This window comes from Subtercola lobariae (assembly GCF_014640255.1).
GTDB lineage: Bacteria > Actinomycetota > Actinomycetes > Actinomycetales > Microbacteriaceae > Subtercola > Subtercola lobariae.
The window spans coordinates 1-20,735 of record NZ_BMGP01000010.1; the positions used below are offsets into that span (position 1 = coordinate 1).

25 protein-coding genes and 1 pseudogene are annotated in these 20,735 nt (G+C 63.4%); 3 read left to right on the forward strand and 23 right to left on the reverse strand.

Translation table 11 applies throughout. The features are described from left to right. Both IEX24_RS18910 and IEX24_RS20115 read right to left on the reverse strand, forming a co-directional pair. Positions 1–195 (reverse strand): hypothetical protein (locus tag IEX24_RS18910; protein ID WP_203586076.1); only part of this gene is annotated, 195 nt, incomplete at its 3' end. A 223-nt stretch (positions 196–418) separates the two neighbouring features. Further along, entirely contained in the window at positions 419–1,000 is a 582-nt protein-coding gene (locus IEX24_RS20115; RefSeq protein WP_373283864.1) for an oxidoreductase, read from the reverse strand. An 80-nt stretch (positions 1,001–1,080) separates the two neighbouring features. Between IEX24_RS20115 and IEX24_RS18920 the strand changes: the two genes are divergently transcribed. Then, a complete protein-coding gene (locus IEX24_RS18920; protein ID WP_188681263.1) occupies positions 1,081–1,617 on the forward strand; it encodes a PadR family transcriptional regulator in 537 nt (178 codons plus the stop codon). A 241-nt stretch (positions 1,618–1,858) separates the two neighbouring features. Here IEX24_RS18920 and IEX24_RS20120 read toward each other — a convergent pair. The 4 genes and pseudogenes from IEX24_RS20120 to IEX24_RS18940 form a co-directional block, all read right to left on the reverse strand. Beyond that, positions 1,859–2,038: pseudogene (locus tag IEX24_RS20120) on the reverse strand (aldehyde dehydrogenase family protein); the annotation flags it as partial. A 7-nt stretch (positions 2,039–2,045) separates the two neighbouring features. Further along, positions 2,046–2,525 carry an aldehyde dehydrogenase family protein gene (locus IEX24_RS18930; protein ID WP_188681265.1) on the reverse strand — a complete coding sequence of 160 codons (480 nt, stop codon included), beginning with the start codon at positions 2,523–2,525 and terminating at the stop codon, positions 2,046–2,048. A 222-nt stretch (positions 2,526–2,747) separates the two neighbouring features. After that, positions 2,748–3,620, reverse strand: a complete 873-nt coding sequence (locus IEX24_RS18935; protein WP_188681267.1) for an SDR family NAD(P)-dependent oxidoreductase — start codon at positions 3,618–3,620, stop codon at positions 2,748–2,750. A gap of 62 nt (positions 3,621–3,682) precedes the next feature. Continuing rightward, positions 3,683–4,252 carry a TetR/AcrR family transcriptional regulator gene (locus tag IEX24_RS18940; protein ID WP_188681269.1) on the reverse strand — a complete coding sequence of 190 codons (570 nt, stop codon included), beginning with the start codon at positions 4,250–4,252 and terminating at the stop codon, positions 3,683–3,685. Positions 4,253–4,341: 89 nt separating this feature from the next. Between IEX24_RS18940 and IEX24_RS20125 the strand changes: the two genes are divergently transcribed. Continuing rightward, complete coding sequence (locus IEX24_RS20125; RefSeq protein ID WP_188681271.1) at positions 4,342–4,887, forward strand: TetR family transcriptional regulator; 546 nt, start codon at positions 4,342–4,344, stop codon at positions 4,885–4,887. 28 nt (positions 4,888–4,915) lie between these two features. On the opposite strand, the gene IEX24_RS19755 is transcribed toward IEX24_RS20125, so the two are convergent. Further along, positions 4,916–5,317, reverse strand: coding sequence for a leucine zipper domain-containing protein (locus IEX24_RS19755; protein WP_268236303.1), 402 nt, complete (start codon positions 5,315–5,317; stop codon positions 4,916–4,918). A 515-nt stretch (positions 5,318–5,832) separates the two neighbouring features. Between IEX24_RS19755 and IEX24_RS18955 the strand changes: the two genes are divergently transcribed. Then, positions 5,833–6,483, forward strand: a complete 651-nt coding sequence (locus IEX24_RS18955; protein WP_188681275.1) for a TnsB C-terminal domain-containing protein — start codon at positions 5,833–5,835, stop codon at positions 6,481–6,483. A 134-nt stretch (positions 6,484–6,617) separates the two neighbouring features. Here the strand turns inward: IEX24_RS18955 and IEX24_RS18960 are convergent, their stop codons facing one another. The 16 genes from IEX24_RS18960 to IEX24_RS19035 form a co-directional block, all read right to left on the reverse strand. Further along, a complete protein-coding gene (locus IEX24_RS18960) occupies positions 6,618–7,568 on the reverse strand; it encodes an NAD-dependent epimerase/dehydratase family protein (protein WP_203586075.1) in 951 nt (316 codons plus the stop codon). Positions 7,569–7,637: 69 nt separating this feature from the next. Then, positions 7,638–8,453: an SDR family NAD(P)-dependent oxidoreductase gene (locus tag IEX24_RS18965; protein ID WP_188681279.1), complete on the reverse strand. Its 816-nt coding sequence runs from the start codon at positions 8,451–8,453 to the stop codon at positions 7,638–7,640. 31 nt (positions 8,454–8,484) lie between these two features. Further along, a complete protein-coding gene (locus IEX24_RS18970; RefSeq protein WP_203586074.1) occupies positions 8,485–9,831 on the reverse strand; it encodes an MFS transporter in 1,347 nt (448 codons plus the stop codon). Between the two features lie 46 nt (positions 9,832–9,877). Then, positions 9,878–11,059 carry an LLM class flavin-dependent oxidoreductase gene (locus IEX24_RS18975; protein ID WP_188681283.1) on the reverse strand — a complete coding sequence of 394 codons (1,182 nt, stop codon included), beginning with the start codon at positions 11,057–11,059 and terminating at the stop codon, positions 9,878–9,880. Between the two features lie 37 nt (positions 11,060–11,096). Beyond that, complete coding sequence (locus IEX24_RS18980) at positions 11,097–11,894, reverse strand: alpha/beta fold hydrolase (RefSeq protein WP_203586073.1); 798 nt, start codon at positions 11,892–11,894, stop codon at positions 11,097–11,099. A gap of 156 nt (positions 11,895–12,050) precedes the next feature. After that, positions 12,051–12,833: an SDR family oxidoreductase gene (locus IEX24_RS18985; RefSeq protein ID WP_188681285.1), complete on the reverse strand. Its 783-nt coding sequence runs from the start codon at positions 12,831–12,833 to the stop codon at positions 12,051–12,053. Continuing rightward, on the reverse strand, positions 12,830–13,579 hold the full coding sequence (locus IEX24_RS18990) for an SDR family oxidoreductase (RefSeq protein WP_188681287.1): 750 nt from the start codon (positions 13,577–13,579) through the stop codon (positions 12,830–12,832). Before IEX24_RS18990 ends, IEX24_RS18985 begins: the two co-directional genes overlap by 4 nt. Positions 13,580–13,646: 67 nt before the next feature. Next, entirely contained in the window at positions 13,647–14,873 is a 1,227-nt protein-coding gene (locus tag IEX24_RS18995) for an acyl-CoA dehydrogenase family protein (RefSeq protein WP_188681289.1), read from the reverse strand. Further along, positions 14,873–15,910 (reverse strand): phosphotransferase family protein, encoded by a 1,038-nt coding sequence (locus tag IEX24_RS19000; protein ID WP_229715590.1) that lies wholly within the window; start codon positions 15,908–15,910, stop codon positions 14,873–14,875. The genes IEX24_RS18995 and IEX24_RS19000 overlap by 1 nt, the downstream gene beginning before the upstream one ends. Next, entirely contained in the window at positions 15,907–16,359 is a 453-nt protein-coding gene (locus tag IEX24_RS19005) for a MaoC family dehydratase (protein ID WP_188681291.1), read from the reverse strand. The genes IEX24_RS19000 and IEX24_RS19005 overlap by 4 nt, the downstream gene beginning before the upstream one ends. Beyond that, on the reverse strand, positions 16,359–17,114 hold the full coding sequence (gene fabG, locus IEX24_RS19010) for a 3-oxoacyl-ACP reductase FabG (RefSeq protein ID WP_188681293.1): 756 nt from the start codon (positions 17,112–17,114) through the stop codon (positions 16,359–16,361). The genes IEX24_RS19005 and fabG overlap by 1 nt, the downstream gene beginning before the upstream one ends. 11 nt (positions 17,115–17,125) lie before the next feature. Continuing rightward, a complete protein-coding gene (locus tag IEX24_RS19015; RefSeq protein WP_188681295.1) occupies positions 17,126–18,352 on the reverse strand; it encodes an acetyl-CoA C-acetyltransferase in 1,227 nt (408 codons plus the stop codon). A 314-nt stretch (positions 18,353–18,666) separates the two neighbouring features. Next, positions 18,667–18,843, reverse strand: coding sequence for an MBL fold metallo-hydrolase (locus tag IEX24_RS19020; protein ID WP_188681297.1), 177 nt, complete (start codon positions 18,841–18,843; stop codon positions 18,667–18,669). A gap of 64 nt (positions 18,844–18,907) precedes the next feature. Beyond that, a complete protein-coding gene (locus IEX24_RS19025) occupies positions 18,908–19,243 on the reverse strand; it encodes an MBL fold metallo-hydrolase (RefSeq protein ID WP_188681299.1) in 336 nt (111 codons plus the stop codon). Positions 19,244–19,288: 45 nt separating this feature from the next. Then, on the reverse strand, positions 19,289–20,092 hold the full coding sequence (locus IEX24_RS19030; protein WP_188681301.1) for an SDR family NAD(P)-dependent oxidoreductase: 804 nt from the start codon (positions 20,090–20,092) through the stop codon (positions 19,289–19,291). Then, positions 20,093–20,734, reverse strand: a complete 642-nt coding sequence (locus IEX24_RS19035; protein WP_188681303.1) for an enoyl-CoA hydratase/isomerase family protein — start codon at positions 20,732–20,734, stop codon at positions 20,093–20,095. It lies immediately after the preceding gene. Position 20,735: the final 1 nt, after the last annotated feature.

Genomic DNA, 20,735 nt, shown 5'->3' on the forward strand with positions numbered 1-20,735 from the left:
AGAAGCCCCGCCTGCACCCGCCTGCACACTCACGTCATATCCCAGCTTGATCAGCTGGGCGACGGTAGAGGGGGTCGCAGCGACCCGCGTCTCACCCTCAGCCGTCTCAGCAACAACTCCGATACGCGTTCCGTCTAACCTGCTCTTCGGAAGCTCTAAGAGTGTCGACTGTTCGGGTATCGAAACTGTCCTCATGCCGCTCATAATTACTCCATTTCATTCGATCGGGGTTAGCAATGTTCGATTAGAGCTGACGGGGCATTCTTGTTCGGCCCGCGGGCGCATCAGCCTCTAATGCAAGTGGTCTTGGCGACAGAAATCTTGTCGCGAAACTCGCGAGAATTGAGATAACCAAGGTATTGGTCTCACCCACGTGGTGATTCCGCATGTGCCTCTCTTTATGCCACTAAGTTGACGGTCACAATGATGCGACCAGCTCTACTCCCTGGCGAATCGCTCGTTTTGCGTCTAGCTCGTGGGCGACGTCAGCGCCACCGATGACGTGCCACGTCAGACCGCGAAGTCGAGCATGATCGGCAAGCTCTCGCTGAGACACCTGGCCGGTACACAGCACGACGGTGTCAGCTGCTACGACCGACTCTCGCCCGAGGTGTTCAATGTGCACGCCCGTGTCATCGATGCCGAGATACTCCACCCCCGCCAAAAGCTGCATGAGGATGTGGCCGCCCTCAGCATGCACAGCCTCGACGATCTTCGCGTGGTTGTTGACATCGTCAGCAGTGATCATCGCGGCCCCTCCGGCCCACGGTCGCCCCGCTTCATCTGGGGAGATTTCTCCAGAAACGATGAGGTCGACACCTCCTCGAACGCGCTCCGAATAGAAAGCGGCCATGCGTTCGAATCCGTCCTCGGTATCTTCCAGACCGATATGCATCGAACCCATCATCATTCGATTCCGCAAGCGCACAGTTCCCACGACGATCGGGGTGAAAAGGTGATCGTAGGTGGTCACTTCGGTACCCATCCTTCTTCTCGACATGAATAAATCTAATTATGCACTTTATTGCAGAAGTTTATGCGGATCGCTAGCCGTAAGTGCCTCATCCCTATGCTGGAATCATGTCTCTCTCACACGCCATCCTCACTGCGCTCAATGAAAAGTCAGCGTCGGGCTTCGCGCTTGCGCAGCGATTCGATCGCTCGATCGGCTACTTCTGGCCCGCTTCGCATCAACAGATCTATCGTGAACTCGCGAAGCTGGAGCGCGATAGCCTCATCCATCAAATCGATGCAGTTGAACCACCTCGGGGTGGCCGTCGTACCTACGAGGTCTCGGGCGCCGGGCGAGCTGAACTGCGGAAATGGCTCCAGACCACAGAAGATCCCAAACTCGAAAAGGATTCGCTCATGCTCAGGTTGAGGGCATCCGCGAGCCTTGGCGGCGACCTTCGCAATGAGGTAAAACGTCACCGTGATCTGCATTCAGCGTTGCTCGAGGAATACCGGCGCGTCGAGCAGAACGACTTTGACGAGAACGGTTTGCATTTCGCGGCCGCGCGCCAATATCTCGTTCTGCAGTGGGGACTACGTCTCGAGCAAGCGAGGGTCGACTGGGCCGACTCCGTCTTGAAGCAGCTCGACCACGAGGCGGATTAGCACAATTCAATTGTCGTCGTATCAGCAGGAATGAGCTCATGTCGCTCGGGTTCTGGTTCAGATTGGCGGCGGCGATGACGTGGTCGCTGGTGACCGCGACTTGTGCGTCGTATCCTAGGACGAACCCGCGGCGTGTGGGCATCACTCGCGGGCCAGGGTCGGGGTGTTCGCGACGATCTTCGGCAGAAATTTCGCCGAGTCCGCTCTGCTTCCACCCGGTCGTCTCGAATTCGTCGGTGAGGCGACCCCAGGTGTTCAGCCACATGCCGGCCTGGATAGCGCGGCGGGCGCGGGCCCGGTCGTTCGTAAACACGGCTGCGACGAGACCGAACTTCGTCGCGTTCGCGCGCCGGACGGCGTCGGCTTCGGCATGGAACACTTCCATCACCTGTACTGGTCCGAAGACTTCCTGCTGAACGATTGGTGCGTCAGAGTCTACGACTTCGAGAAGGGTCGATCAGCATCCCGGGCGTATTGCTCGTGGCGCGACCGTTAGTGTGGACGAGGGCGGATGCCGCGGAGTGCCGAAGCATCGTCGCCGCCGCCCCCACTTCCCACGTCGTCTCGACGAAGCGTTTACCGTTCTCGTGCGCACGCATGAGGGCGACCTCGTGCTTGCGCGCTTCGAGGCGCTCAGCCATCTCCATCAGCGCCCGGGATCGCACTTCCGGGGTCAGGGACCAGTCCGTGTTGTCGAACACATTCCGCGCGGCCGCGACCGCCGCCTGGGCCTGCTCCACTCCTCCGCTATCGTAGGTGCCGAGAACTTCTCCGGTCGATGGATTCAGGGATTCCTCCACCTGGCCAGATCCGACCCAGACGCCCCCAATCCACTGCAACGCCGGCTCCCCTACCGCTCCGGCGACCTCCCCCTCGAGAGTGTTCCGTTCACTGTGTGGTGTGCGCATGCTGATTTCCTTACTTGCTGTCGCGTCGAATTTTGAGGAAAACCTGCCCGGGTGGCGAGAAGGAGCAGTGCCGACCGCCGCTCCGGTCGGGGTCGGCAGGCTTAACTTGGGCCGCTCTGCTCGAGCGTCCTCCGGTCTGGCATGTTTGTCACTTGATGGTTTGTCGCCGCGGCCTCTCAATATGCCGCCGGTCGGCCCGCGGTAGCGGCACCGCAGGCAATGTCAGCGTTTCGTTTTCGCCAGGCTCTTGTTCTGACTGCGGAGCATAGTGTCCAGCAATCGGTCGGACGCGATACGGGGCATGAAGGTGAACATCGCCCCGTCGCGTCCGATCGTGTACCGGGTCTTCGGTCGCCGCGCGGCCACGGCCTTGGAGATGACTGACGCGGCATGCTCGGGAGAGACGCCGTCGCGGGCGAAGCCCTCCGCCTGGACGGTGAACGCCCGGCCGAGTTCGTCGTAGCGTGTGTGCTGCTCGGCGGTCATCGTGTCCGTGATCCGAGCGGCAGCGGCAAGCCCGCTCTCGGTAAGGTTCGTACTCACCGCCCCCGGAGTGATCTTCACAACGGTGACGCCGAAGTCTTGAACCTCACGGCGAAGAGAATCGGTCACGGCCTCCATCGCGAACTTCGCCGCTGAATAAGCACCGAAGTTAGCCATCGCGACGCGCCCACCGACGGACGTGACGTTCACGATCCGCCCACGAGTGGCCAACAGAGTGGGAAGCAGGGCGCGGGTGAGGGCTATCTGGCCGAACACCGACACATCGAACTGGAAACGCCAATCCGCGAGCGATAGAACCTCAACCGGGGCGTTCACCGCGACGCCGGCATTATTGACCAGCACCTGAAGCTGGCGCCCATCCGGGTCCCGAGTGACCCGCGCGACGATGGAAGCGATGTGCTCGTCGTTCGTGACGTCGAGGATAACCGGTTCGATACCAGCGGCGGCGATCTTCTGACCGTCGGCCGACTTCCGGACGCCGGCTAGGACGTGGAACCCATCGGCGGCCAGACGCACAGCCGTGGCACGGCCGATACCAGAAGACGCTCCAGTAACGATTGCAAGAGGATAAGTTTGATGTGACGTTGTCATACTTAAACCATATGTCGGTGAGTGACACTGTCAACTGAATCTTTTACTGATTGTTGACAGATTCACCGACCCAAAAGAGCGATGAGTTGCTGGAGAAGTTGATCGCCTGTCGTGCCCCACTTTTTTTCGCTCAGCTGGCCAGATCGCTCCATTCCGGCGATGCCGTGGGCGCTGGACATCAGGAGCGCCCCTCGGCTCCGCGCGTCGCCCTGTCCGACGACGTCCGCGACGATGGCAAGGAACACGTCCTGCGCCCTCGAGGCGGCGGTGATGATGGCCCGGGGGTCACGGGAGGGTGTGATGAACATTAGTGCGTAAAGATACGGCCGCTCCCTAGCAACGGTCAAAAAGGCGAGGACAGCTCGATACAGACGTTCCCGGCTGCCTATTCCCTTGCAGGACTGGACGAGCTCGAGGTCGAGCGTCATGTGAACCCACCCACGGATGGCCAGGGCTGCAAGCAAGTCTTCCTTGTCGACAAAATGACCGTAAGGCGCACCCCGAGAAACACCAGATCGAGCCCCGACAGCTCTGAGCGTCACGGCATCGGGGCCGCCTTCGTCTAGAAGACCAGACGCCGCGTCGAGCAGAGCGTTCCGAGTCGCTGCGGCCGATTCAGCTCGAGAAGTCATGACCAGATTCTAGCTGACACTGTCAGGCGCATCGCTGAGGGGATAGTCGGTAGCGCCCCATTTTGGGTCGCCGGTGTGGACGTGTTCCAATGCCGCCGGCTCCACGGTCCTGGCAGAGAACCGCCATCCTGACGGTATGGCGATCAGTAAGGCTACAGCCACCACCATGCAAGATCGCCGACGAGGCAGAGATTGGCATTGCCACGCTGTACCGCTACTTTCCCAGCAAGGATTCCGTACTGCTGGTTCCGTTCGGATCGGCGGCCAATTTCTCTTTGCCGGCTGCGCGAACGGTCGCCGAACGCCGTCGCGGAGCGCATCCTGCGCATCCACTCGCACCTCGCCCAGGCATCTGGACCGCGGGCGCGGCTCTGGGACATTTAGGCACACGAGCAGGCGCTGCTCGAGCAGGCGATCGCCGAGCGCAGGGATGTCGTAGCGAACGACCTCTCGGTGCTGCCCACCGCGCATCTGGTCGTGAGCGTGCTCGAGGTCGCGCTCGGCTCGTCCGGCCTGGTGGCGCCGATTCTGCCCCCACGGAAGCCTGCTGCCTGCTGCCAATCGACCAGCATCCCAGACTCTCAGCGACACAACGTCGAGGCACTCCTCTCCCCAGTACCCATTGGCGTGAATAGCAGCGCTTAGTGGCCGTGTTTCACGGCTCTATTTGTCACCCCTTACTGCACGTAAGCCGATCCCCATACGGAACGATCGGCATGCTCGCGTCAGCAGATCCGCGATCTCTAAACTGTGGCGATGGACGCTGAACCGGACGGGCCGCCCGAGTACAGAGCGGTCTTTGCTGCTGAACCGTAACGCGAGTATCCGCCGCTCTGTGCGCCGCGGCGTCCTCGCCGGCGAACGGTGCGGCCGTGACGATGCGTCAGTGAGGCCGGGCCGACCGTGGGCTCGATAGCGGCGCACCCATTTCGATACCGTCGCGCGGGAGACCTGGAAGCGTTCAGCGGCGCGGGCCTGCACCCAGCCATCCTCGACAACGAGCTCGACCAGTTTCAGCCGCCCGGCGGGCGTCAAAGAAGCGTTGGGATGAGTAACGTGAGAGATGAGGGCCTCCGTGGCATCAATTGAGTGTGGTAACCCAACTGATACCGGAGGTCCTCACCTTTCTAACTCACGCCACGCACACAACCTCCATGGGAAGAACACCTAGCCGGTGATGAGTCGTGACCCAGCGCAGTGTCGAGATGAAATTGGCACTGCTGCGCGAACACGAAGACGGCGTCCCCTGGGTGAGGATCGAAGCGGACTCCGGGGTGTCGACACGCACCCTCCGGCGGTGGGCTGCCGCATACCGAGCTGATCCGGCATCGCTCCGGCGGCCGCCTTGCATCGACAAGGGCCACCGCCGTACGCCGACCGAACTGATCGAAGCTATCGAGGCCCTCGCGCTTCGCCACCCGGCGCCGACGACGGCTTACATCCACCGCCGAGTGAGCGACATCGCCCGAGGCCGCGGACTTCCGGCGCCGAGTGCTTCCAGCGTCCGCGCGACAGTGCAGGCAGTCGATTGACTATGGCAGCCTCAGTGGAGACCACCTGGCCGCCGGGTTCGAGTTCGCTTGACATTCTCAGTCGATCCGGGCCTAACCCTCGCTACGAAAGGCGACACCGCGTACCGTGACCGGTTCGAACTGGTGTTCCGGCGAAACGCTAACCGGCCAAACGAGCAGTGGCAGGCAGACCACACCCTTCTCGATCTCGCCGTGCTCGGCAAGGAGCAAAGCGCGGTCCGGCCTTGGCTCACGATCTTCGCTGTGTTTATGGGTGGGCCCAACGCGGAACAGACAGCTCTCGCGCTGCACCAGGCCATCAACCCGAAGACGAGCCCGCCTTGGCCGATCTCGGGGCTGCCCGACATTCTTTACAGTGACCACGGCTCTGACTTCACCTGCGTCCGATTGGAACGAGTTTGCCTGGACGCGTATGTTCGACTCATTCACTCCCGTCCCGGAGTGCCTCAGGGCCGAGGGAAGATCGAACCGTTCTACCGCACCATCACCACCGAGCTTCTCCCGCACCTGCCCGGCCACGTCCCACACGACACCAACGGGGAACTCGCATCAGATCCTGCGCTCACGCTCGAGCAGCTCGACAGGATCGTCGAGAAATTCATCGTCGACGAGGACAACATCCGGCAGCATTCCGAGACGATTCAGGCCCCGGTCGAAAGTCGGAGAGCCCCGCCCTGGTCTTCCAGTCGGTCGGATTGATGCCAGAGACCTAGATGCGCACTCGCACCTGGCCCCCTGCAGGCTCAAGCACGTCGAGCTCGACAACTTCGAGCACCTCGGCGGCAGGCCCCGGGTGGCTGTAGAGCGCGGCTCTGATGATGCGGAGGCTCTCACTACACTCGCGCTCGCACCAGACCAACGTAGTGCTCGATTGCACGGTCGAGCCCGTACTGGGGCCGCCAGCCGAAATCGCCGGCCATGCGGCTCGCGTCGATTGCCATGTAGTAGGGATCGGGCTGGTTCATCGGGTTCAAGCCACTGCCGACCTCGAGCTCGGCATCGGGAATCAGCGCACGAATGGAGTTCGCGAAGTCGTTCATCGACCAGACGCCGCCATCGGCAACGTTGTAGACGGAATGGGGCAGCACCCCGGGAGCCAGCGTGACAGTGGCGATGGCGTCCGCGACGTCGAGCACATAGATTAGCCCGTCGCCCTCGTCTCCTCCATGGTCGAGTGCGAAGGGTTGCCCCATCGCAGGTAGTTCGATCATCGAACTGTACGTATTGATCGAACCGGAGTGACGCTGCAACCGACCGGGACCGAAGATGGTCGCGAAACGCAGGCTCACGCATTCGACGTCGGTGGTTCGCCCATACCAGTCGACAATGGCTTCCCCCGCCGCCTTCGTGATGCCGTACATCCCGGTCGGCACCTGAGCGTCGTCTTCCCCGATGGGACGATATTCCGGATGCCCATGTGCGCCGATGGCCGGTGCATAGACCGCCTTCGAACTGGTGAACACGACCCGCCGCACGCCTGCTGCGGCTGCTGCGGCCAGCACGTTCGTCGTACCGCCCACATTCACCGCGACGGCCGTCACCGGATCGTTTTCGCAATCGACGAAGGCGGCGAGGTGAACGATGCTGTCTGGTGCCACCTGTCGCACCGCTTCGGCCAGGCCCGCGGCATCCGTGATGTCACCAATGACGATCTGTACCCGGTCGGCCACGTCGTCGATTAACGACGTGTCGTGGCGATTCTCAAAGACAATCACCTCGTTGTCTCGCGCCAGAAGCTCTCTGAGCAGCCACGCGCCGTTCACGCCCAGCCCCCCCGTCACCATCACTCGCATTGTGCACCCTTTCGCTCAACGTCATCGTTCTTGTTCGCATCGATCGTTGACAGGTTCATCTCAGGTCGCCTCGGCAAGCCGGCGGAATGAGGGAACCATCGGAGCGTATGCTGACATCCCGCCGTCGACGACGATCACCTGGCCATTGATGAACGACGATTCCGGTGAAGCCAAGAACAGGGCCGCGAGCGCCACATCGTCGGGCCTGCCCAGTCGGGGCGCCGAGACGTGATCGAGCATGACCTCGGTCTGCTCATCCGAGTACATGTTCTCGGTGCCCGCAGAGACGATGTGCCCGGGTGCGATGACGTTGCACCGGATGCCCTGCTTTCCGTACTCGGTAGCCAGTGACTTCGACAGCCCGATCACCGCCGCCTTCGACGTCGTGTACGCCGGGCGGGATTCGAACGATAGCCACGCGCCGAGCGATGACACGTTGACAATGCTGCCCGATCCCGCTCGAACCATGTGCGGAAGCGCATGCTTCGCGGTTAGAACGCAGCCAAGCAGATCGACGCTCAACTGCTGCACCCAGACCGAAAGATCGGCTTCGGCAATTGCGACATCGAACGGAACAAGGCTTCGGTTTGAAGCGTAGTTTTGCACGATGTCTATTCCGCCGAACCGCTGGGCAGTGAATGCCACGAGCTCGATTACCGCCGCCTCATCGGAGACATCGGCAGTGAATGGTTCAGCGACACCCCCCTCCTCCCGAATACGTTCGGCGGTGCTTGCTGCGCTTGAGCCGTCTTTGTCGGTGACGACGACGCTGGCACCCTCCCGTGCGAACAACTCCGCGGTTGCGGCCCCGATTCCCGACCCTGCGCCCGAGATGATTGCGGTCTTGCGGGTCAGACGACCTGCCGTCGATTCCATGCTCACTCCTTACTTAGAGATAGGTCCGTGGTTACAGAGACGACGAGCCGGCAGATCTGGCACGTGGCTTGCGGCCGACTGCTGCGATAACGACGATCGCCGTCACGATGCCGCCGACGATCATGTACCAGGCAGGAGCCAGTGGGTTGCCCGAGGTCTGGATCAACCACGTCGAGACGAACGGCGCACTGCCCGCGAAGATGGCAGTACCGAAGCCGTAGGCGATGCCGAACCCGGATACTCGCACAGCGGTCGGGAACATGTCGGCCCACATGGCTGGGGCTGCGCCACCGAACGCGGCGACAGGAACCCACAAGATCAATAGGCCCGCCACGGCGGCACCGAAACCTCCGAGACCGACGACGACGAGGCTGGGGTAGGGCAGCAATATGGTCAGCACCGACGCCAGAATCAGTATCCGTCGACCCCCGAATCGATCAGAGAGCGCGCCGAACGCCAAAACCATGAAGATCGCAACGGTGGTTGCGATCAGCACGGCCCCGAGAGATTGATTGGCGGGTAGCCCGACGACGGTCTTGACATAAGAAGGCATGAACGCCTGCACTGTCGCCGACGCTGTGGCGAAACCGCAGACCACGCCGATGACGATGAGAATGGCGCGCCAATGCTCCTTGAACACAGTGAGAACCGGGCTCTTTTCGCGTTCTTTGTCAGCTTTGATCTCTTCGAACTCCGGCGACTCCGAAACGCGGTAGCGCAGATAGAACCCGAGCAGCAGCAGCGGGAATCCCAGCAAGAACGGAATACGCCACCCCCAGTCGCTGATCGTGGTCGCCGACATAAGCAGGGTGAGCAGGAACACCACGAACACCCCGATGACGCTTCCCGCGGTAGACGAGAAGAAGGCAAATGCGCCGTAGATTCCTCGTCGATTGTCGGGGGCGTATTCCAGCAGATAGGTCGCGGAGGTTCCGAACTCGCCGCCCACCGAGAGTCCCTGAAGCATCCGGGCGACGACGAGCAAAACCGGTGCGAAAGCCCCGATCTGGGTGAACGTCGGCAGGAGGCCCATGAGCACCGTCGAGAATCCCATGATCGTTACTACCACGATCATTGTGACCTTCCGCCCGCTGCGATCGCCGAGCCGGCCGAAGATGATGGCCCCCAGGGGCCGCATCAGAAAGCCGACCGCGTAGACCACGAACGTCGACAGGATGGCAGCGAGCGCGTTGCTCGACGGGAAGAAGAGCTGCGAGATGACGGGCGTCAACGAGGCGAACACGGCGAAGTCGTAGAACTCCAGGGCGTTTCCGGTTCCCACGGCAATGACTGAGCGACGGCTCAGTGGAGTGGCACGCGGCCTCGCGGCGGTGAGACTGCCCTGTGCGGCAGCGTCGAGCGGTAGTGATTGAGACATCATTGTCCTTTCAATATCGATTATCTAGTTGATGGTGCGGGGGTGGTCAGGTGGCGGAAACTTTCTCAGTGACCCGCTCGAGTCGGGGTACGACGTCTTCGGCGAATCGCCTGATGCCGCGAACGGTCTGTTCGTGACCCATGTGGCCAGCCTGCCCCATCAGGAACAGGTTGCCGAGACCGCCGACGTGGCTGTAGAAACGCTCGATCTGCGCGGCGACGGTCGCCGGGCTGCCGGCGAATACGACGCCCAACTCGATGAGGTCATCGAGAGACATCGATGTCATATCGGGAATCGGAGATAACGCGGGCGCACCTGACGATGATGCGTTCGGGCCGCGGAGCGCCGCAGAGCGCACCTGGTACGGCATGTAGCCGGGTGGGTAGGTAAACGGCTTGGTCACCTTGTTGCTCTGCAGGTACCACAGCAATTCGCGCGCTCCCTCGCGACCCTCCTCATCGGTTTGTCCTGTGTAGACCAGCGCCGCATAGCCGAATTTGTCGTCTGAGGCGCCCGGTTTTCCCAACTCGTCGAGCCGGTCGCGGTAGGCCTGGAAGACCTTGCGGGTGCCCTCGAGACCGCCGAGGAATGTCGCGACGTGATAGTCGTGGTCGGCGATCGCACCGGAACTGCTCGGAGTGCCGGCTGTGATCCAGATGGGCGGTGTGGGCTGCTGGTACGGGCGCGGCCAGATGTTGACCTGACGGTGCTGAAAGAACTCACCCTCCCAGTTGAAGGGTCCGTCGTGCGTCGTCCACGCCGTTGTGATTAGGTCGATGGCTTCCCACATGCGTTCCGTCATACGAATCGGTTGGGAGTTCGTCGCTGAGACCTCGTACTGAACCCCGCGCACGAAGCCGACCTCGAGCCGGCCACGGCTGATGAGATCGATGAGCGCCATTTCTTCGGCGATACGAACCGGATCCTGGCGGTTCGCGACCGGGTTGCCGAGCAACAGGATGCGCGCGTTCGTCGTCACTCGCGCGAGAATCCCGGCAACGACTGGCGCTGCAGACGTCATGCAGGTCGCGGTCGAGTGGTGCTCGTTCACCATCACATTGAGGCCGCATTCGTCGGCGACCTGCCACTCGCGAATGTAGCGGTCCCAGAGGTCGGCGGCATGACCCGGGTCGATGGTACCGTTCGGCAAGGTGACGCGAATGGAGTCGTATGTCTCGGGATCGGGAAGGTCGGGGTACGCCGCCTCGTTGAAGTGCCAGTACTGCATCAGAAAACCCTCCTGTAGTTATGCACGGTGATTGCCGTCAGCGCGCGGCCGTGAGAATGAGCTCGGCGACCCGGTGGGGTCGTTCGACTTGAGGCCGATGCCCCGCTTGCTCGATCTGCTCGAACCGGGCGTGCGGCAGGTGGGCTGCCAGGCGGCGCCCGTAGTCAGGGGAGGCGATTCCGTCTTCCGCACCCCAGACGACGAGTGTGGGCACAGCAATGCGGTCGATGGTCTGGCCCAGCCGGCGGTTGTAGAGGTAGGGCTCCCAGCCATAGATCGCGAGAGCCTCGTCGTTGCGAGCCATCTCGAGCACAGTGTTTTCAGGCGCGCCGCCGAGTTCGCCGAGCGCGAAGGCTTGGTCGGCATAGATCAGATTCTCGAGTTGATCGTGCGGTGTCGCGAAGACATCGGCGAAATTGCGATCTGTTGGCGAGCCGAGCTTGACGCCGAACGAGTCGACAAGCACCAACTGCGCGATGCGCGATCGGCTGCGGGTCGCCATCTCGAGCGCGACCCACCCGCCGAACTGAAGCCCGATCAGTATGACGTCAGTGTGCCCAGATGCCTCGAGCCAGTCGAGGTAGATGTCGGCGATGTCCGAAACGGAGGCGCACCATTCCGGCCTGGGCGAGAGCCCGAAGCCGGGGTGGCTGGGTGCGACGACCGTGAAGTGCGCGGCAAGAGCTTCGATGAAGACGGCGTCTTCGCTGCTGCGTTCCGACCCGGGCAGCACGAGCGCCAGTGGTCCGCTGGAGCCTTCGAGTCGAGCGTCGAGACGCACTCCGTAGCCGAACTCGATGCCGTCTTCGGCGCCGATGAGATCGAGCGTCTGCACAATTCCTCCAACTTCGGCCGAGTGCGGGCCGACGATTCGTGAGCGTCGGGGCGGCCGTGCCGGCAGCCCCATCGCATCTGGTATGACGAGTCTCGCGGTGTGGCCCGACGATGACTGTGACTTGGGTCCAGCGACTTTGGCGGGGTGAGCGGTCGGCTAGAGAGCTTCCTTCGCCTGCTCGAGGCCGCGCTGTAGTTTGTTCATGCCTTTCAGCCAGCGATCGGTGTCGGTGGCCCGGGCTCGGTAATAGTCACCGACCGGCGGATGCGGCAGGATCAGGAAGCGATCATCCTGCACCGCTTGCCAAGTCGCCTCAGCCACCTCGTCGGGCGTGAGGGCGCCGTCCCCGCCCAAGATGCTGGCGAGCGGACCGGTGGGCAGCAGGTTCGTCTGCACGGCTTGCGGGCAGATCGCCTGAACGACGATGCCACGGTGCCGGTACGTGGCCGAGAGCCACTCGGCGAAGGCAATCGCGCCATGTTTCGTCACTGAGTACGGCGCCGCGTCGAGAGCGGTCAGCAACCCGGCGGCCGAGACCGTCATCACGAACCGGCCGCCGCCACGCTCGAGCCAGTCGGGTACGAGCAGCCGGGCGGCGCGCACATGCGCCATGGTGTTGACCTGCCAGCTGGTCGCCCAGTCCGCCTCTGAAGAGTCGATGTCCTCCCCTTGCACCACGCCAGCGTTGCCGAACCAAGCGTCGATGTGGCCGAGGTGCGCGCGGGAAGCCTCGATGAGAGCCTTTACCCCTGACTCTGATGCCGCGTCTCCCGCCACGGCAAAAGCGCCGAGCTCCGCGGCGGTCGCCTCCGTCGCCGCAGGGTTCAGGTCGTTCACGACTACTCGCGCCCCCTCCGCGATGAGCCGCTTCGCGAGTGCGCGGCCGATTCCGCCGGCAGCGCCGGTGACCACGATGCCCTGTTCCTCGATCGATGTCATTGCGGACCTCCTATTGTCATACCGCCGTCGACCAGCAAGAGGTGCCCCGTAACCCAGGCCGCGTCATCCGACAGCAAATATGCAACGGCGGCAGCCACATCCCCGGGCTCGCCCAGGCGTTTCAGCGGGTACGTCGCCGCCATCTGCTCTTCGTCGTCTTCGTAAAGCGCAGCCGCGAACGCCGTCTTCACCACGGCTGGCGCTACCGCGTTGACCCGGATACTCGGGCCGAGCTCAAGCGCGAGCGACTTCGTGATGGCGATGAGCATCGCCTTGCTGGCTCCGTAGAACCCCACGCCGGAGGCGGGCTGAACAGCGGAATGAGATGCGATGTTGACGACGGCACCGCCATGGTCGTGCATCCATGCCTGGTAAGCGTGCTGCACCCACGACAACGCGGCGAGGCAGTTCACCTCGAAGATCTTGCGGGCGGCACCCAACTCCAGTTCGACCATCGGACCGTAGACCGGGTTGATGCCGGTGTTGTTCACCAGCAGGTCGACGCTCCCGAACGCCTCGACGGCTGCAGCCACGGTCTCGGCCTGGTGATTGACGTCGTCGACTTTCCCTGCGACCGCGCGCGCCACCGCAGGGCCGCCGAGTCGCGCTACGGCGGCCTCGAGGGCATCCTGATTTCTGGCCGTGATCATTACTCGCGCCCCCTCGGCGACAAGGCGCTCGGCGATGCTCAGGCCAATGCCTCGGCTCGCACCGGTGACGATGGCGGTCTTGCCTGCGAAGTTCATCGCCCGCTGGATTCGGTTTCGGCTTTTGCAGTCGTAAGCACGACCGCACACGCAATCGCCCCCGGGCTCATGCTCGCGCCGCCTCGTACTTGCGCAATTCGCGGCGGGCGAGCGCGTCTTTGTGCACCTCATCCGGCCCATCGACGAACCGGAGCATGCGCGCGTAGGCATATGCGTAGGCGAGGGGAAAGTCTTGGGAGAGTCCGCCGCCACCGTGCACCTGGATCGCCTTGTCGAGAATCCACCCCACAGTGGTCGGCGAGGCGATCTTGATCGCCTGGATCTCGGTATGTGCGGCCCGGTTTCCTTGCGTGTCCATCAGCCAGGCCGCTTTGAGTGTGAGCAGGCGCAGCTGTTCGATCTTCACGCGTGACTCGGCGATCCAATCGCGAATGACGCCCTGTTCCGACAGCGGCTTGCCGAACGCGACCCGCTGCGTGGCACGCTCGCACATCAACTCGACAGCCCGCTCAGCGAGTCCGATCGAGCGCATGCAGTGATGGATGCGCCCTGGGCCGAGACGGGCCTGCGCGATCGCGAAGCCGTCTCCCTCGCCCCGCAGCAGGTTCGTCGCCGGTACGCGCACGTCGGTGAAACGCAGTTCGGCATGGCCGCCGTGTTCGTGGTCGTCGTAGCCGAAGACGCGCATGTCGCGCACGACCTCGACCCCCGGGGTGGCTCGCGGCACCAGGACCATCGACTGCTGGCGATGCTTCTCGGCGGCCGGGTCGGTCTTGCCCATCACGATGAAGATCGCAGCGTTCGGGTTCATCGCCCCGGTGATCCACCACTTGCGACCATTGATCACGTAGTCGTCGCCGTCGCGCTCGATGCGGGTGGCGACGTTCGTGGCGTCGGAGGAGGCGATATCCGGCTCGGTCATCGCGAACGACGAGCGAATCTCGCCGCTGAGCAGCGGCTCGAGCCAAAGTTGCTTCTGCTGGTCGTTGCCGGCCACGACCAGTGTCTCCATGTTGCCGGTGTCGGGTGCGGCGCAATTGAACGCGGCCGGAGCCAGATGCGGGCTTCTGCCGGTGATCTCTGCAAGCGGCGCGTACTGCTGATTGGTGAGCCCGGCGCCGCCATCGCCTGGGAGGAAGAGGTTCCACAAGCCTTGCCGTTTTGCTTCAGCCCGGAGCTCGCAAATGATGGGCGCGGAATCCCAAGCCCACCGGTTCGGAAGTTCGTCGAGCTGGCCTTCGAATATGGCCTCGGCTGGATAGATGTGTTCGTCCATGAATACGAGCAGCTTCGCTCGTAACTCTTCGGTGCGGGCGTCGTAGGTAAAGTCCATCAATGATTCTCCTTGAGAGCCGCCAGCCCGATGCGGGCGACCGGCTCGGTCAGTACGTCGATTCCGTCGAAACCGGTACCCTCGGTCTGGCCGAGCCGGTGACGATAGGTGATGCCCTCAGCGATGACGGCGAGTTTGAAGGCAGCGAGCCCGAGGTAGAAGGCGAAGTTCGGCGTATCGCGACCGCCCTGTGAGATGTACCTCTCGCGGACCTCGTCTTCGCCGATATACCCCGGCGCTGCGGCCGCATCGAAAACGGCAGCGCTACCCGGCAACCGGCTGAGCTTCTGGTAGACGATCATCAGCGCGAGGTCGGTGATCGGATCACCGATGGTGGCCATCTCCCAGTCGATGATCGCCGCAGGCCGATCAGCCGTGTCGATGAGCACGTTGTCGAGACGGTAGTCGCCGTGCACGATGCCCGGCGCAGACTGCTCGGGGATGCCAGCAGCAAGTGCCGCGCGAAGCGCGTCGGTGTCAGGCAGCTCGCGGCTGCGAGACCTGTCGAGTTGCACCCCCCACCGCCTGACCTGACGCTCGAGGAATCCCTCGCTTCGGCCGAAGTCGCCGAGCCCCACCGATACCGGATCGACCCGATGCAAGGCGACGAGCGCATCGACGAGCCGCAACGAAATGGTGCGAACGCGCTCGTACCCGAGCAGCACGAGCTCGTCAGCCGTGCGGAACGCCACGCCCTCGATCTTCTGCATGAGGTAAAAAGGCGCACCAATCACCGCGTCGTCGGTGCAGAGCCCATAGGTGGCAGGAACCGGCACGTCTGTGTTGCCCAATGCCGACATAACCCGGTACTCCCGAGCCATATCGTGCGCTGTCGCCAGAACGTGCCCGAGTGGTGGGCGCCGCAGTACCCAACTCGTGGTGCCGTCGCTGAGATCGTAGGTCAGATTCGACTTGCCCCCGGCGATGAGCTGCGCGGTGAGCGGGCCGGCGAGTGAATGCGAGGCAAACCACTGCGTCAACCGGCCCAGGTCGACGCCTGGCGTGTCCGTCGTCGCCAGAACGCTTGGCTCGTTCACGGCGCCGCGATCCGCAAGACGTCGATCACGCAGACCGGCTTGTCGCCGCCGTCGCGTTCGATGGTCACTCGGGTACGAAGCCGGTGCCCGAGGGTAACGGGCGTCACTTCGAGAAGCTCGACACCACCCCGGACGCGCGACCCGGCCGGAACCACCGCCGGGAAACGCAGGCGGTCGGCACCGTAGTTCACGAGCATCCCGACACCGTCGATGGCATAGACCTCGTCGAGGATGCTCGAAACGAGCGAGACCGTGAGATAGCCGTGAGCGATCGTGCCGCCGAACGGGCCCGCGGCGGCACGAACGGGGTCGGTGTGGATCCACTGATTGTCACCAGTCGCCGCAGCGAAGGCATCGATCTGATGCTGAGTGATGGTATGCCAGCTGGAGTAGCCCAGGTGCGTGCCGATAGCTTCCTCCACCGCGGCGATCGAGTCGAAGATCTTCATCAGTCGGTTGGCCCGCCGGCCACGTAGATAACCTGCCCCGAGACGAAGCCGGCACCCTCGCTGACGAGGAACGATGCGAGGTTGGCGATGTCGGCCGGCTGACCGACCCGGCCGACCGGAATCTCGGCGGCGGCGCCTGCGATGAACTCATCGAACGGAATGTGCAGCCGTTCGGCCGTCGCCGCCGTCATGTCCGTTTGAATAAACCCGGGCGCAATGGCGTTGGCGGTGACGCCGAATTGGCCCAGTTCTATGGCGAGCGTCTTGGTGAAACCCTGCATGCCGGCCTTGGCCGCGGCATAATTCGCCTGACCGCGATTGCCGAGCGCCGAGATGCTCGAAAGGTTCACGATGCGGCCGAACCCTGCATTTCGCATGTAGCGCTGTGCGCTGCGGCTCATCAAGAAGGCTCCGCGCAGATGAACGCCGAGTACGGCATCCCAATCACTCGTTGTCATTTTGAACAGCAGGTTGTCGCGCAAGATGCCGGCATTGTTCACGAGGATGGTGGGCTCGCCGAGTCCCGCGATGATCGTTTCGAAGGCGGCAGCCACAGATGCTTCATCGCTGACGTCTGCGGCGACCGCAAACGCCCTGCCACCCTGCGCCACGATGGTGTCAACGGTGGCCGCGCACTGGTCGCCGTTCAGGTCGAGCACCGCGACAGCGTGCCCGTCTTCGGCGAGGCGGATGGCGGTCGCCGCGCCGATACCGCGCGCGGCACCGGTCACGATGGCGATACGTGGTTCGCTCATGCCCTGCTCGCTCATGACAGACGCTCGATGACCATGGCCATGCCCATACCGCCGCCGACGCACATCGACTCGACGCCGAACTGCGCATCGCGTTGGCGCAGGGCGTTGATCAGCGTGCTCGTGATGCGGGCGCCGGTCATGCCGAACGGATGCCCGACGGCGATCGCTCCCCCATTCACGTTGAGGCGATCGACTTCGATGCCCAGCTTCTGCGCCGATCCTAGGGCCTGCACCGCGAATGCCTCATTGATCTCGAACAGGTCGATATCTGACAGGCTCATCCCTGCGCTCTTCAGTGCGGCAGGAATCGCACCGACCGGGCCGAGCCCCATGATCTCGGGCGAGAGTCCCGTGACCGAGGTCGACACGATCCGCGCCAGCGGCGTGATGCCGAGCTGCTTCGCCTTCACGTCACTCATCACCACGAGGGCCGCCGCGCCGTCGTTCAGCGGGCAGGCATTGCCCGCCGTCACGGTGCCGTCGGGCCGGAACACCGGCTGCAACCCACTGACTCCTTCGAGCGTCGTGCCGGGCCGCGGACAATCATCGGCCGACACCAGACTGCCGTCGGGCAGGATGACCGGGCTGATGTCATTCGCCCAGAACCCCGACAAGATCGCCTGCTCTGCGCGGTTCTGGCTACGCACCGCGAAGTCGTCTTGCTCGCGCCGGGTCATGCCGAGCAGCTGCTGCACGTTCTCGGCGGTCTGCCCCATGGCGATGTAAACGTCGGGAATCAGCCCGTCGGCACGAGGATCGGTCCAGCGGGCTGCGCCACCCGCCGCCCCCTCTTCAGTTCGCGCGATCGCATCGGCGAAAAGCTGGTTCGAGAGCTCCTGCCCTTCAATGTAGTCGCTGCTGCCCTTCGTGAAGCGACTCACCGCCTCGACACCTGCCGAAATGTAGGCGTCACCCTCGCCCGCCTTGATGGCGTGAAAGGCCATGCGTGTGGTCTGCAACGACGACGAGCAGTACCGAGTTATCGTAGTGCCGGGCAGGTGGTCGTAACCGAGCAGCACAGCAACGTTGCGGCCCATGTTCTGCCCCTGCTCTCCGCCCGGCAGCCCGCATCCGAGCATCAGGTCGGTGAGGTCGGCCGGGTCAAGCTCCGGCACCTTCGCCAGTGCGGCACGCACCATTTGCACCGTGAGATCATCGGCACGCATCTCTTTCAGTGAACCTTTGAACGCCCTCCCGATGGGCGAACGAGCAGTCGATACGATCACAGCTTCCGGCACGGAATTACCTCTCTATCAACCCGTCTCTGCGGGTAGCCCACGCTTCGATGGGCGCCGTTGACGCGAATGGGAGGCATGCGGCTGTGCCGTTGGCCCCGTTGCATCTGGTTGTCCCAGTGTGGCTCTGCCACCTCGAACGGCGCTGTGACCTGGGTCCGTCAGATGCCTCGGCGAGGGCGGTTGCTACCCTCGCTCATCCACTGGAATCGCCGCATTCCTCGGCTGTCACTAACCAACCGAACGCGAGATCGGGAAAATCCGCGGGGGTGAATGGATAACCGCTAGCCTCGAGTTCGGCGGCGGCGTGAAGCGCGTCACCCGAGCAGCAGAGCTCGCTCCCCTCTATCGCCGATCACGAACACTGTCGAGCCCGGCGTATGCCTGGGTGCCGGCCGTGCGCGGATGCCGGGCGCGAGGTCGAACTGTCCATCGAAGGTCGCCAGTCGGTCTTCGACGGGCGCGAGCAAGCCGCGAACGATTGTTTCGAGCAACGGGATCCATTACCTCCCCGGTCATGAAGTGCGATCAGTCAGCGCTATGCACTCGATAGGTTACTTACGGAAACGTGACGTCGCCGCGTACGCTCGACCAGCCCACGTGGTCGATGTGCAGGTGCGTGAAGTCGACATCGGTCACGTCGTCGGGTTCGACTCCCGCCGCCCGTAGTCTGCTGGAAAGCGAGCCCGTAACCGCTTCGTGAATCTGGTCGGGGGCCAACCCGAGATCGACGAGCACCGTGCGGTTACCTGTACGAATCAAGTACGAATCGATGCCCAGTTGGAGCTGACCCTGATCATCCAAAGGTTGATGGGCGCAGTTCGAGGCCGAGCTCTGCCGGTTGCGCACCGTCATCTCAGGTGGCACCGTGGCCGAACCGTCGATGATCGGCAAGATGTCGATGTTCCTGACTCTTAACGGCCCTCCTTCAAGCGAACGTTAATAGTGCACGACACCGCGGTTGCCGGCGGCCACACTCACGGCGTCGCCCGTGACGGCAGCAGCAAGCGGGGAGCACAAAAACGCCACGACGTCGGCGACCTCTTCTGGCGTGACGAGTCGGCCGAGGCTCGATGATGCAGCGAGCTCGGCACGTACCTCGGTCTCGCTGCGGCCGCTCGACACGGCACGGTCGGCGACGAGCGCAGGCGTGCGCTCGGTCTCGACCATGCCCGGATGCACGACGGTCACGCTCACGCCCGACGGCCCCAGCTCGTCGGCGAGGTTCGCCGTGAGCGCGGCGACAGCGACGTTGCGGATGGTGCCAGAGACGGAGCCCGTACGCCTTGCGTTCAGTCCCGAGATGTTGACGATGCGCCCCCTGCCCTGAGCCGTCATGAACGGCGCGACCGCGCGGGCACAGCGTAGGTATCCCAGAACTTTGATGTCGAAATCAGCCGCGACATCGTCATCCGTGAGATGGGCGAGCTCTGCCGACGCCGCACTGAAGGACGGCTGCGCAGCGGCATTCACCAGCACGTCGACGCTGCCCCACTCTTCCGCCACTCGAGAGACCATGGTGCGAACGGATGCGTCGTCGGTCGTGTCCGTCGCGATCACAAGAACGTCGGCACCTGGGTGGGCTGCGCGTAGTTCCGCCGCCGCGGCGGCGAGACGATCGGGGTCACGAGCGACCACCGCCACGCGCGCTCCCTCACCGACGAGTGCGTGGGAGATCGCCAATCCGAGCCCACGCGATCCTCCCGTCACGATCGCGCGCGAGCCGATCAATTGTAAGTCCACTCAAACTCCCCTGATTGCCGCGGTGTTCGCCCTGACGGCCTCGGGATCGGCCCGTGCGAGATTCGAGGCGATTGCCTCGACGATGGACGCAGCATCCACAGAGCACTCGTCGACCAACCCTCGAGTCGCGGCTTCGGCAGCACTCCACCGATTACCGCCGTATAGCAGCAAGGCAGCCGAACCAGCACCGATTGTCTCGACGAGTCGGTGAACGAACGGAGCCTCGTAGACCAGACCATTCGCGAGGGCGGGGATGCCGAACACTGACGCCGGAGAGCTGATGCGCACATCACAGGCCAGCGCTAGGCTGCATCCCGCTCCGAAGCAGGCACCGTCGATGTGCGCCACTTTGGGCTGCCTCAGAGCTCGCAGCGCGACGACCGCCTGCTCGGCGCGCACTCGGTACTGTTCCACATGCGCCGCGTCGGGCACCCGTAGCTCGTCGAGATCACCGCCTGCCGAGAAGCTGCCCCCCGACCCGCGCAGCACGACGGCGGCCACGTCGGGCTGTGCGTCGATCCACTCGATGTGCTCGATCAGGTTCTGTACCATCGGGCCCGACAGGGCATTGCGTTTCTCGGGCCTATCGATCGTCATCCAGACCACCCGGTCGACGACGTCGAAGCGCACCTCGCCGGTCATC